14 protein-coding genes are annotated in these 12,345 nt (G+C 53.8%); 10 read left to right on the top strand and 4 right to left on the bottom strand.

Annotated elements, in window-relative coordinates; translation table 11 throughout:
- Positions 1–2: 2 nt before the first annotated feature.
- Genes gspE through GFC06_RS06380 form a run of 10 tightly spaced genes read left to right on the top strand, consistent with a single transcriptional unit; the run spans position 3 to position 7,963 of the window.
- Positions 3–1,493 carry a type II secretion system ATPase GspE gene (gene gspE, locus GFC06_RS06425; RefSeq protein WP_153689965.1) on the top strand — a complete coding sequence of 497 codons (1,491 nt, stop codon included), beginning with the start codon at positions 3–5 and terminating at the stop codon, positions 1,491–1,493.
- Complete coding sequence (gene gspF, locus GFC06_RS06420) at positions 1,490–2,701, top strand: type II secretion system inner membrane protein GspF (protein ID WP_153689964.1); 1,212 nt, start codon at positions 1,490–1,492, stop codon at positions 2,699–2,701. Before gspE ends, gspF begins: the two co-directional genes overlap by 4 nt.
- A gap of 9 nt (positions 2,702–2,710) precedes the next feature.
- Positions 2,711–3,148, top strand: coding sequence for a type II secretion system major pseudopilin GspG (gene gspG / locus GFC06_RS06415; RefSeq protein WP_016154753.1), 438 nt, complete (start codon positions 2,711–2,713; stop codon positions 3,146–3,148).
- Positions 3,149–3,153: 5 nt separating this feature from the next.
- Positions 3,154–3,645: a type II secretion system minor pseudopilin GspH gene (gspH, locus tag GFC06_RS06410; RefSeq protein ID WP_047501496.1), complete on the top strand. Its 492-nt coding sequence runs from the start codon at positions 3,154–3,156 to the stop codon at positions 3,643–3,645.
- A complete protein-coding gene (gene gspI, locus GFC06_RS06405) occupies positions 3,642–4,028 on the top strand; it encodes a type II secretion system minor pseudopilin GspI (protein ID WP_153689963.1) in 387 nt (128 codons plus the stop codon). The genes gspH and gspI overlap by 4 nt, the downstream gene beginning before the upstream one ends.
- A complete protein-coding gene (gene gspJ, locus GFC06_RS06400) occupies positions 4,012–4,584 on the top strand; it encodes a type II secretion system minor pseudopilin GspJ (protein ID WP_153689962.1) in 573 nt (190 codons plus the stop codon). The genes gspI and gspJ overlap by 17 nt, the downstream gene beginning before the upstream one ends.
- Positions 4,581–5,567 (top strand): type II secretion system minor pseudopilin GspK, encoded by a 987-nt coding sequence (gspK, locus tag GFC06_RS06395; protein WP_153689961.1) that lies wholly within the window; start codon positions 4,581–4,583, stop codon positions 5,565–5,567. Before gspJ ends, gspK begins: the two co-directional genes overlap by 4 nt.
- Positions 5,568–5,577: 10 nt before the next feature.
- Positions 5,578–6,723 carry a type II secretion system protein GspL gene (gspL, locus tag GFC06_RS06390; protein WP_153689960.1) on the top strand — a complete coding sequence of 382 codons (1,146 nt, stop codon included), beginning with the start codon at positions 5,578–5,580 and terminating at the stop codon, positions 6,721–6,723.
- Positions 6,720–7,187, top strand: coding sequence for a type II secretion system protein GspM (gene gspM / locus GFC06_RS06385; RefSeq protein WP_153689959.1), 468 nt, complete (start codon positions 6,720–6,722; stop codon positions 7,185–7,187). The genes gspL and gspM overlap by 4 nt, the downstream gene beginning before the upstream one ends.
- Positions 7,184–7,963, top strand: coding sequence for a prepilin peptidase (locus tag GFC06_RS06380; protein WP_047501483.1), 780 nt, complete (start codon positions 7,184–7,186; stop codon positions 7,961–7,963). The genes gspM and GFC06_RS06380 overlap by 4 nt, the downstream gene beginning before the upstream one ends.
- Before the next feature lie 37 nt (positions 7,964–8,000).
- Here the strand turns inward: GFC06_RS06380 and bfr are convergent, their stop codons facing one another.
- From bfr to fusA, 4 genes are all read right to left on the bottom strand, one after another.
- The gene (gene bfr / locus GFC06_RS06375) at positions 8,001–8,474 is read right to left on the bottom strand and encodes a bacterioferritin (protein ID WP_016154761.1); all 474 of its coding nucleotides are present in this window, start codon (positions 8,472–8,474) and stop codon (positions 8,001–8,003) included.
- 71 nt (positions 8,475–8,545) lie between these two features.
- Positions 8,546–8,740, bottom strand: a complete 195-nt coding sequence (bfd, locus tag GFC06_RS06370) for a bacterioferritin-associated ferredoxin (protein WP_003031111.1) — start codon at positions 8,738–8,740, stop codon at positions 8,546–8,548.
- Positions 8,741–8,925: 185 nt separating this feature from the next.
- Positions 8,926–10,110, bottom strand: a complete 1,185-nt coding sequence (gene tuf / locus GFC06_RS06365) for an elongation factor Tu (protein ID WP_003031109.1) — start codon at positions 10,108–10,110, stop codon at positions 8,926–8,928.
- Positions 10,111–10,179: 69 nt separating this feature from the next.
- Positions 10,180–12,294: an elongation factor G gene (gene fusA, locus GFC06_RS06360; RefSeq protein ID WP_016154762.1), complete on the bottom strand. Its 2,115-nt coding sequence runs from the start codon at positions 12,292–12,294 to the stop codon at positions 10,180–10,182.
- Positions 12,295–12,345: the final 51 nt, after the last annotated feature.

Genomic DNA, 12,345 nt, shown 5'->3' with positions numbered 1-12,345 from the left:
ACATGACTGACTTATGGACGCGCATTCCTCCCCAGCATCCTCTGCCGCTTAATTACGCACAGGGGCAAAAATTTGGTATCGCGGTCGCGGTGGATGAATTGTTCTACCGCACCGACACGCCACAGGAAAACGTGCTCGAGGCCAGCGTTGCCTGTCAGCGCTTCAGCCGCCTGACGCCAACGCAATTTGACGACCACCTGGAGCAACTTTTCCAGCACGGCGCCGGAGAGTCCCGGCAGATTGCCCAGGATATCGATCAGGAGATCGACCTGACGGCGCTGAGCGAGGAGTTACCCGACAATGCCGATCTACTCAGTGATGAAAACGACGCACCGGTTATCCGCCTGATCAACGCGGTTCTTCATGAAGCCGTGAGGGAAGGCGCGTCGGATGTGCATATCGAAACCTTCGAAAAATCGCTGGTGGTGCGTTTTCGTATCGATGGTGTCCTCAAGCCAGTCCTTCAGCCCGCTAAAAAACTGGCGCCGCTGCTGATTTCACGTATCAAAGTCATGGCGCGGCTGGATATTGCCGAAAAACGACTGCCGCAGGATGGGCGTATTTCCCTGCGCCTCGGACGCAAAAATATTGACGTCCGCGTTTCGACGTTGCCCTCGCAGTACGGCGAAAGAGCTGTATTGCGTCTGCTGGATAAAAACAGTCTGCGCCTGACGCTGGAGAATATGGGGCTATCGGCGGTGGATAGCCTGCGGCTGAAGGGTTTAGTACAGCAGCCGCACGGCATCATTCTCGTCACCGGCCCGACAGGTTCGGGAAAAAGCACCACGCTGTATGCGATTCTCGCCGAGCTGAATTCCCCCCAGCGTAATATCCTGACCGTCGAAGATCCCATCGAGTACGAGCTGGAAGGCGTCGGACAAACCCAGGTAAACAGCCGGGTGGATATGTCTTTCGCCAGGGGACTGCGTGCCATCCTGCGCCAGGATCCGGACATCGTCATGGTCGGCGAAATTCGTGACGCCGAAACCGCGCAGATAGCGGTTCAGGCATCGCTCACCGGACATCTGGTGCTTTCCACCCTGCACACTAACAGCGCCTGCGGTGCGATCACCCGATTACGGGACATGGGCGTTGAACCTTTCCTGCTCTCATCATCGCTAAGCGGCGTTATCGCCCAACGCCTGGTGCGTCGCCTCTGTCCGGCCTGCCGCGTGCATGCTCCCATTCCTGACTCTCAGAAATCCCTCCTGCACGCGCTCGATCCCACCGCTCAGACAATCTGGCTGGCTTGCGGATGCGGCGAATGTCGGGGAACTGGCTACCAGGGGCGACTGGCGATTCATGAAATTATGCTGGTGGATAAAACTATGCGCAGCATCATCCATCGCGACGCCGATGAACACGCCCTGGAGCAGTGCCTGCGCCAGCAAAGCCGGAGCCTGCGGGAGAACGGCCTGCTGCGCGTGCTGGCAGGCGAGACCACGCTTGAGGAAGTCATGCGCGTCACCTCTGCGCAAGAGGATACACGATGAAATATCAATGGCAGGCAATGGATGACAGCGGCACGACTCACCGTGGAACGCTGGATGCCGCCAGCAGCAAAGAGGCGCGCGAGGCGCTGCGCGCCCAGGGGCTGCACCCGCTGGTGTTAAATGAGAAAAAGGTCATTTCGCTGTTACGGACGGTAAAAAAAACGCCTCGTTTACGGCTTAGCGGCAGTGAACTGGCGCTGTTCACCCGCCAGCTCGCCACACTGGCCAACGCTTCGCTACCGCTTGAAGAGGCGCTGTTTGTTATTGGCCGGCAGAACAAAAATAATAAACTGGGGCTGGTGCTACACGACCTGCGCGAACGGATCCTCGCCGGACATACGCTTTCCGAATCGCTGGCCGCCTGGCCGCGGATCTTCGATTCCATTTACCGCACGCTGGTGAAAGCCGGTGAAAAAAGCGGACAGCTCGGCTGTGTGCTGGAAAAGCTGGCTGACTACAATGAGTTACGCCAGGCAACGCGCAGTAAACTCATCCAGTCACTGATTTATCCTTCCCTGCTGACCAGCGTGGCGATCGCCGTCGTCGCTATCCTGCTCACCACCGTAGTGCCCAAAATCGTGGAGCAGTTTCTGCATATGAAAGAAGCGCTGCCGATGTCCACGCGCGTGTTACTGGCAATCAGTGGTGCCATGCGCGACTACGGATTGTGGGTAATCGCATCGCTGCTGATTGCCTTTTTCCTGTTTCGCCACTGGCTCACCCGTCCCGGCAAACGGCATCTGCTTGACCGCTGGCTTCTTGATTTCAAACCCAGTCGCGCCCTGCTGCGCGCTATCCACTGCGCCCGTTATCTGCGCACCCTGAGCATTCTCAATATCAGCGGCGTTCCGCTGCTGGAAGGGATGACGCTGGCAACCGAAGGCATCGGTAACCAAGAAATTAGTCAGCGGCTGGGTCAGGCTGCGGAGCGCGTGCGCCAGGGTTCAGGCTTTCATCTCGCCCTGGAAAAATGCGATCTCTTCCCGCCGATGATGCTCTACATGATTGCCTCCGGGGAAAAAAGCGGCCAGCTCAGCGAGCTAATGGCGCGCGCCGCCGACCAGCAGGAAACACTGCTACAAAACCGCATTGCGCTGACGCTGGCGCTGTTTGAACCCGCGCTGATTATTACGATGGCGATGATTGTGCTGTTCATCATCGTCTCGGTTCTGCAACCCATTTTGCAACTCAACTCATTGGTAAGTTAAGGATAAAACGTGAATAGTGATGCACATAAGCAGCGAGGATTTACGCTGCTGGAGATGATGGTGGTGCTGGTTATTTTGGGCATCCTCGCAAGCCTGGTCGTCCCCAGTTTAATGGGCAATAAAGACAAAGCCGATCACCAGAAAGCCGTCAGCGACATCGTGGCACTGGAGAATGCGCTGGATATGTACAAACTGGATAACTATCGCTATCCGCTGACGGCGCAGGGGCTAAAGGCGCTGGTCGAAAAACCGACCGCCAGCCCAATCCCGGAAAATTATAACGCGAAGGGCTATATCAAGCGTCTGCCACAGGATCCCTGGGGTAATGAGTATCTGCTGGTAAGCCCCGGTGAACACGGCGATTACGATATTCTCTCCGCAGGTCAGGACGGTGAACCCGGCACCGCTGACGACATTACTAACTGGGAACTGGGTAAAGCGAAATAATCGGAATGAGGCAGAAGGGATTCACGCTACTGGAAGTCATTCTGGTGCTGACGATTATCGCGCTTGGCGCCTCGCTGGTGATGATGACCTACGGGCGACAAAATGATACCGCGAAAGCTATTACTGCAGCCGAACAGCTGGCGGCACTGACTGAATATGCCGCCGACTGGTCAACCATGGAGGACCGCAGTACCGGTATTGAGATCCGCGAACAAGGCTGGCGCATCGTCACACCGATTGGCAATCGCTGGCAGACGCCAACCCAGTTCTATCGCCTGGCGACCGAGGGCAAGTGGGAAAATGACTGGCAGGTGGCTCTGTTCCCAGCGTCGCTCGCCAGGCAATCCGTCGGCACGCCGCAAATTCTGATTCACCCGGACGGTGAAATTACGCCGTTTACGCTACACATCCGCAGCCGTAAAAATAATACGCTGCTGTTCACGCTCGCCAGTACCGGCGGGCTGCCGCTGGTGCTCACCCGAGGCGACAGCCGATGAGCCAAAGGCAATCAGGAATGACGCTTCTGGAAGTGCTCCTGGCTATATTCATTTTCGCCACCTGCTCTCTCGCGCTACTCAACAGCCTGCATGGCCAGGTTAGCGCCACCGCAAAAATGGAAGAACAGGTGCTTGCCGGTTGGGTAGCGGATAATACGCTCAAAACCTATCAACTGGCCGGGCAGAGCCCCGCTAAAACCGCCACAGGCAGCAGCATAATGGGTAAACGCCGCTGGGACTGGTCGTTAACAGTCTCACCCGCCGATGCTTCTGGCCTCAGCACCTGGACAGCAGACGTCGCTCTTGAGGACAAACAGCAGATCCGCCTGCAGCGCTTTATTCCCTCGCCGCAAGGAGGACCGCAAAATGTCTCCCGGCCCTGAGAAACAGCGCGGCTTTACCCTGCTGGAAGTTTTACTGGCTATTGCTCTGTTCGCCATGCTCAGCCTGCTGACGGCGCAGATGCTGACAACGACAATTGACAGTAACGAGCAGACCAAAAAGCATCAGCAGCGTTTTTCCGCTATCGTGCGTACCGTCAATTTGCTGGATAAAGATATCCGACAGCGGGTGCCGGTAACCGAATTGCAGGGCGAAAAAGAGACGCTGATGCTGACGACAGCCAGCAGTAACAGTTATCCTGGCGCCTGCTGCGCGCCCGATATCCAGCGAGTTCAGTGGTATCTGCAGGATCATACCTTATACCGCACGCTCTGGCGCTACCCGGAAGATGCAACTCCGGCCATCACTCAGCCGATGCTCAATGGTGTGAACGCCTTCACGTTGCGTTATTACAACAGTAAAGAGAAAGCGTGGACGGACACGGCGAAAATTCCATCTCCTGGCGCGATGGAAGTCACTCTTAAACTTGCTGATTCCGGCACGATAACTCGTCTGACGCTGTGGCCAGAGAACCGCCAGCCAGGAGAACAGCAATGACCCGGCAAAAGGGCGTGGCGCTGCTGGTAGTGCTGATGATCCTGGCAATTATGGCGGCGCTGGCCAGCGAAATGACCGTGCGCTACCAGATCAACCTCAAACGCACCAGCTACACCCGGATGCGGCTACAGCAAAACTGGCTGGCAGAGCTGGCTGAAAGCCAGGCCATGCGTATTCTTGAACAGGACCTGCGGGATAATGAGAAATACCTCACTCACGAGCAGCTCTGGGCGCAGCCGCAGCGTATTCAGCTCGCCAGCGGCGACGTTGTCAGTTGGCAGCTATCTGACGAGCAGGCCTGTTACAACATTAATGCGCTGATTAACGCCCCGACCGACCGAATGAAAGAGCCGCCCGCCAGCGTGAGCGTCTTTCTGGCACTGCTGGACAACATTGGCGTCACCAATGCCCAAGCTGAGGCGCTGGTTGATGCTATCGCCGACTACATCGATAACGACGATATTCCACGCGCCTCCGGTGCCGAAAATGAGTATTACCAAACAAGTAACGACCCCCACACCATTGGCGGACGACGTATCTGGTCAATCAGTGAGCTCAAACAAATCAAAGGGATGACGCTTTCTCTTTACCAGCAAATCTCCCCGCTACTCTGCGCGCTGCCTGATGATGAGCTAAAAATCAACATCAACACCCTGACGCGCCGGGATGCACCGTTGCTTGCGGCGATACTCAATAATGCTGTCCCGCCACGCGAGATTGAGCGCTTTTTTGATACCCCACGCAAAGGACGCAAAATCAGCATTGAGACGTTGTTAAAGACATTCGATAAGGATAATCCGGCTCATAAGCTGTCGCAGACCACATTCAAAAGCATTGCGGTGGCGACCAGTCGTTACTTCCGCCTTGAAACGACTATCGAACAGGGCGATAGCGCCGGGAGCACCATCAGCCAGCTGGAATACGATCCCAAAAGAAAGGCTCTGTTTATTACAGCCCGCAAAAGCGTGGCGCGCGACCATTAAAGGGAACTAAATGACGCCAGACACTTTACTGCTACGTCCGCTGCCGGGAAAACTGGAATGGTGCTGCCCCAACGAGGCACAACTTCCGGTTATTGTTGAACAAGCGGATTACCTCCAGCCGAACGCGCTGGCCGACCTGCCGGATGCCGGTAACGCCCGCCTGTTCCTGTCGCCTGATTATTTCTGTTTTCGCCGCGTCGAATTACCGACGGAAAACTACAAAATCAGTGAACAAACGCTGGGCTGGCTGGTGGAGGACGCCGTTGTCGGTGATACAGACAGCCTGCACTGGACGGTTCTCGCCAGAGAAGAAAACACGCTCCATCTCGCCGGGATCGCCAGGACCACGCTGAACGATCTATTGACGACTTTCCGCACAGCTGGCGTGACGTTGACGCATATCGTTCCGGATGGTTTCTGGCTGCCGTATGTCACGGATAGCTGGAGTCTGCTACAACAAGATGAGCGATGGTTAATCCGTTACGACGCGTGGAAAACAGGCGTGCTGAGTGAGGCACTGCTCACTCATTTACTCGCCAGCCATACAGAGCAAAAAATCATCAGCGCCAGCCCACTTCCTGTGCCTCACGCTTATGTCGAATACCTTGACTGGCAGCCGCCGCTGGCGTGCGCCTGCAATGGCGATAATATTCAGGACATTAACGTATTACACGGCAGCTTCCGCCCTTTGCCCCCGACACAACCGACCCCGCGTCTGCTGAAATATGCCGCCATAGCAACATTTGCCCTGGCGATAGCGCTCTTCTCAGGGCTGAAAGGGGTGATGCTCTGGCAGGTTCATCAACAGAAACAGGTGCTCTCAGCGGAAGGTGCCACCCTGTGGAACCGCTATTTCCCAGGTGATAACCGCAACAACAATTTTAAATATTTCTTCGAATCGTCCGCGAGGGATCGCTATCCGGATGTGCTGACGTTACTGACTCAGCTTCAGACCCGATTAAGCACATTGCCGGGGCTTACCATCCGCGAGGTCAACTACCGGCTCGAACAACGCCTTTTTACCCTGACGCTCAACGTTCGCGATCCGGAACATCTTCGCCGCTTTATGGTGCAGACAAACGACGAATTTATCCTGACTCAACCGCCAGAAGGGACGACAGGTAGCGTCCGGCTGACCCTGAAGGAGCGCAAATGAATATGAATAGCTGGTGGAGCGAAAAAAACGGCAGAGAGCAACGCAGTCTGATATTCCTCGCCGTTTTCTGTCTGCTGGCGGGATTCTGGTACGGCGTGGTTCAGCCCCTGGATAACGCTATTGCACAGCAGGGACAGGAAAATGATCGTCTCAGGAGTGAGATCCAGTGGGTAAATGAGGCGATTCAGCGTCGCGGATTAGTTGCCAGCAGACCGGGCACAAAGACCGATCCGGCGCTGATACAACATAGCGCGCAGCAGGCAGGTTTGAATATCAGCGTTGTGACATCCACTCCCGATCATTTTGCGATCTCGCTTCCCGTTGTCAAAACCGAACCATTATTTGCGTGGCTTAATACCCTACAAAATGAGGGAATACAGGTTTCGCAACTCACGTTTAGCGCCCGCCCGGTCGCCGGGGAGATTGCGGTGGAAGCCCTTGAACTCTATCCGGTGGGGAAATGACGGAACTCATTAACATTGCAGCAATGGCGCTTGTCGGGCTGATAGTCGGCAGCTTTATGAATGTAGTGGTTTATCGACTGCCGATCATGATTGAGCATCGGCACAGCGAAACATGGAATATCGCCTGGCCTCCGTCGCACTGTCCACACTGCCAGCACAGGCTATCGGTGCGTAACACTATTCCACTATTCAGTTGGCTGTGGCAGCGGGGGCGTTGCCAGGCCTGCGCTCAGCCCATTTCATGGCGTTACCCACTGACTGAACTGGCGTGTTCTTGTGTTTTTGCGCTTAGCGCCGCGTTTGTCTCTTCAATATCAGATGCAATTGCCATCATGACGCTGTTCTGGTTTATTTTCGCCCTGGCGCAAATTGATCTCCGGACGTACCTGCTGCCGGATGTGCTGACGCAGCCGCTGCTCTGGCTCGGTCTGCTATATCACAGCGTTTACGACAGAGAGATGTTACCCGACGCGCTGTACGGCGCTGTCGCTGGCTATCTGACGCTATGGCTGGTCTGGTGGGGATGCAAAATACTCGCGGGAAAAGAGGGCATCGGCCTGGGTGACGCCAAGCTACTGGCGGCGATGGGTGCCTGGTGTGGATGGCCAGCGCTACCGCCCATTTTACTCGCTGCATCATTGCTGGGCATTGTCTGGTGGCTGATCCTACGCCTTACCCGAAGGACGTCGATACCGCTTATCGCATTCGGTCCGTGGCTTGGACTGGCAGGCTGGTTGATTTTCAGCGCGCAAAGCTCAGGTGTTATCGGGTACTGAAATGAGCGGCAGGCCTGCCGCTCTGCAAAGTGTGCGTCTACGCTTCGCGAATCTGTGCCTGAAGATAGTTCTGAAGTCCCATCTTCTGGAGCAGATCCAGCTCCGTTTCCAGCCAGTCAATGTGACCTTCTTCATCAGCAAGGATTTCGATCATCATATCCCGGCTAACGTAGTCATGGACGCTGTCGGCATAGGCAATGGCTTCACGTAAATCTTTAGCCCCATCGAGTTCGAGTCGAAGATCGGATTGCAGCATCTCTTCAACATCTTCGCCTATACCCAACTTACCAAGATCCTGTAAGTTTGGGAGCCCTTCTAAGAATAAAATACGCTCGATATATTTATCAGCGTGTTTCATCTCATCGATAGATTCATGGTACTCAACATCATTGAGGCGAGTCAGCCCCCAGTTTTTGAACATACGAGCATGGAGAAAATACTGGTTGATTGCGACAAGCTCATTTCCCAATAGTTTATTGAGATAATTTATGATTTTAACATCACCTTTCATTTTATAGTCCCTCCGCTTCCACTCTTAGAGCGTAGATGGGGCTACAGGGATGTCAAAAAAAAGAGTGTGACTTAGGCGATCTCTTTAAATTCTGGCATTTGCGTTAATTCATCCTGCATGACTTCGCGGGCAGCACGAATGCACTTACCGCATTGATTTCCAACAGGAATAAATTTACGTAATTGCTGAAAGGACTGAGGATGAAACTGGCGAACAGCCTGACGTATTTTTTTATCACTTATCGCATTACACAAACAAACGTACATGATCGCTCCCGTTCAATTTCTGCGCAAAGTGTAAATGAGAATAGTTATGATTACAATAGCACAACGCTATTTACGCAGCGGGAGAATGAATGAAAAATGCGAATAAATATGACAACAGCTAAATCGCGGACAGCAAAAAGGGCGCCGAAGCGCCCTTTTTAAGCTCAAAGCTAATTAATCAATAATTAGCTCATTACTTTAGCAACAACGCCCGCACCAACAGTACGGCCGCCTTCACGGATTGCGAAACGCAGACCGTCGTCCATCGCGATTGGGTGGATCAGGGTAACAACCATTTTGATGTTGTCGCCCGGCATTACCATCTCAACGCCTTCCGGCAGTTCGATGGTACCAGTCACGTCAGTAGTACGGAAGTAGAACTGCGGACGGTAGCCTTTGAAGAACGGAGTATGACGGCCGCCTTCGTCTTTGGACAGAATGTACACTTCAGATTCGAACTTGGTGTGCGGCTTGATAGAGCCCGGCTTAGCCAGGACCTGACCACGTTCGATTTCTTCACGTTTGATACCACGCAGCAGAACACCAACGTTCTCACCAGCACGGCCTTCGTCCAGCAGTTTGCGGAACATTTCAACGCCAGTACAGGTAGACTTAGCAGTCTCTTTGATACCAACGATTTCAACTTCTTCACCAACTTTGATGATACCGCGCTCTACACGACCGGTAACAACGGTACCACGACCGGAGATGGAGAATACGTCTTCGATAGGCAGCAGGAACGGCTTGTCAATCGCACGCTCTGGTTCTGGGATGTAAGAATCCAGGAAGCCAGCCAGTTCGATGATTTTCGCTTCCCACTCTGCTTCGCCTTCCAGCGCTTTCAGAGCAGAACCACGAACGATCGGAGTGTCGTCGCCCGGGAAATCGTACTGAGACAGAAGTTCACGAACTTCCATTTCTACCAGTTCCAGCAGCTCTTCGTCATCAACCATGTCGCATTTGTTCAGGAACACGATGATGTACGGAACGCCTACCTGACGACCCAGCAGGATGTGCTCACGAGTCTGCGGCATCGGGCCGTCAGTCGCAGCAACAACCAGGATCGCGCCGTCCATCTGCGCAGCACCGGTGATCATGTTTTTAACATAGTCGGCGTGGCCCGGGCAGTCTACGTGTGCGTAGTGGCGAGTCGGGGTGTCATATTCAACGTGAGAAGTGTTGATGGTGATACCACGAGCTTTTTCTTCCGGCGCGTTATCGATCTGGTCGAATGCACGAGCAGCACCGCCGTAGGTTTTAGCCAGTACGGTGGTGATTGCAGCGGTCAGGGTAGTTTTACCGTGGTCAACGTGGCCGATGGTGCCGACGTTAACGTGCGGTTTTGTACGTTCAAATTTTTCTTTAGACACGGCTATATTCCTTACTATAGTGCTCTCCCCTGGGGAGAGAGCACGGGACTTAGGTTTTAATCCTGTGGCTTATTTACCACGGGCTTCAATAACGGCCTGAGCAACGTTGTTCGGCGCATCGTCGTACTTCAGGAACTCCATGGAGTAAGAAGCACGGCCTTTGGTCAGAGAACGCAGCTGGGTTGCATATCCGAACATTTCAGACAGCGGAACTTCAGCATGGATAACAACGCCAGTGACGTTGGATTCCTGACCACGAAGCATACCACGACGGCGGCTCAAGTCACCGATTACGTCACCGGTGTTCTCTTCCGGAGTCTCTACTTCAACCTTCATGATAGGCTCAAGCAGAACTGGTTTCGCTTTCTTAAAGCCATCTTTGAAGGCGATAGAAGCGGCCAGTTTAAACGCCAGCTCAGAGGAGTCAACGTCATGGTAAGAACCGAAGTGCAGACGCACGCCCAGATCAACAACCGGGTAACCAGCCAGCGGGCCAGATTTCAGCTGTTCCTGGATGCCTTTATCAACGGCCGGGATGTATTCGCCAGGAATTACACCACCTTTGATGTCGTTGATGAACTCGTAGCCTTTCGGGTTTGAACCCGGCTCCAGCGGGTACATGTCGATAACAACATGACCGTACTGACCGCGACCACCAGACTGCTTAGCGTGTTTACCTTCGATATCGGTAACTTTCGCGCGAATCGCTTCACGGTAAGCAACCTGAGGTTTACCGACGTTCGCTTCAACGTTGAATTCACGCTTCATACGGTCAACGATGATGTCGAGGTGCAGCTCACCCATACCGGCGATAATGGTCTGGTTAGATTCTTCGTCAGTCCAAACGCGGAATGACGGATCTTCTTTAGCCAGACGGCCCAGAGCCAGACCCATTTTTTCCTGGTCAGCTTTGGTTTTCGGTTCTACCGCGATGGAGATTACCGGCTCAGGGAATTCCATACGCTCCAGAATGATCGGGTGATCCGGGTCACACAGAGTGTCACCAGTGGTCACGTCTTTCAGACCGATAGCAGCAGCGATATCGCCCGCGCGAACTTCTTTGATCTCTTCACGTTTGTTAGCGTGCATCTGTACGATACGGCCAAAACGCTCGCGTGCAGTTTTCACTGAGTTCAGGATGGTGTCACCGGAGTTAACCACACCAGAGTACACGCGGAAGAAGGTCAGGTTACCCACGAACGGGTCGGTAGCGATTTTGAATGCCAGAGCAGCAAACGGCTCTTCATCGCTAGCATGACGCTCAGCCGGAGTATCTTTACCGTCGTCCAGAATACCGTTGATCGCAGGTACGTCGACTGGGGATGGCAGGTAATCAATTACCGCATCCAGCATCGCCTGAACACCTTTGTTCTTGAACGCAGAACCACAGGTTACCAGGATGATTTCGTTGTTCAGAACGCGCTGACGCAGAGCTTTTTTGATCTCTTCTTCAGTCAGTTCTTCACCACCCAAGTATTTCTCCATCAGCTCTTCTGAAGCTTCCGCAGCGGACTCGATCAGGTTCTGGTGCCATTCTTCAGCCAGTTCCTGCATGTCAGCCGGGATATCTTCATAAGTGAAGGTTACGCCTGCATCTTCTTCGTTCCAGTTGATGGCTTTCATTTTCACCAGGTCAACAACACCGGTGAACGCTTCTTCAGCGCCAATCGCCAACTGCAGCGGAACAGGGTTCGCGCCCAGACGGGTTTTGATCTGACCAACAACTTTCAGGAAGTTCGCACCCATACGGTCCATTTTGTTAACGAACGCAATGCGTGGAACTTTATATTTGTTTGCCTGACGCCATACGGTTTCAGACTGAGGCTGAACACCACCAACTGCGCAGTAAACCATTACTGCACCATCAAGCACACGCATGGAACGTTCTACTTCGATAGTGAAGTCAACGTGCCCCGGGGTGTCGATGATGTTTACGCGATGCGGTTCATACTGCTTAGCCATACCAGACCAGAATGCAGTAGTCGCTGCGGAGGTGATAGTAATACCACGCTCCTGCTCCTGTTCCATCCAGTCCATGGTGGCTGCGCCGTCATGAACTTCACCGATTTTATGGTTTACACCGGTGTAGAACAGAATACGTTCGGTAGTAGTGGTTTTACCGGCGTCGATGTGCGCACTGATACCGATGTTACGGTAGCGCGCGATGGGTGTTGTACGAGCCATTTGATTCCTCGTTTATCTTTTAGGCGTTCAATTTAAGTAGCCCAAAGCGGG

The organism is Citrobacter braakii (assembly GCF_009648935.1).
Lineage (GTDB): Bacteria > Pseudomonadota > Gammaproteobacteria > Enterobacterales > Enterobacteriaceae > Citrobacter > Citrobacter braakii.
Note: the sequence above shows the minus strand (reverse complement) of the source record. Positions and strands in the feature narration are given on the sequence as shown.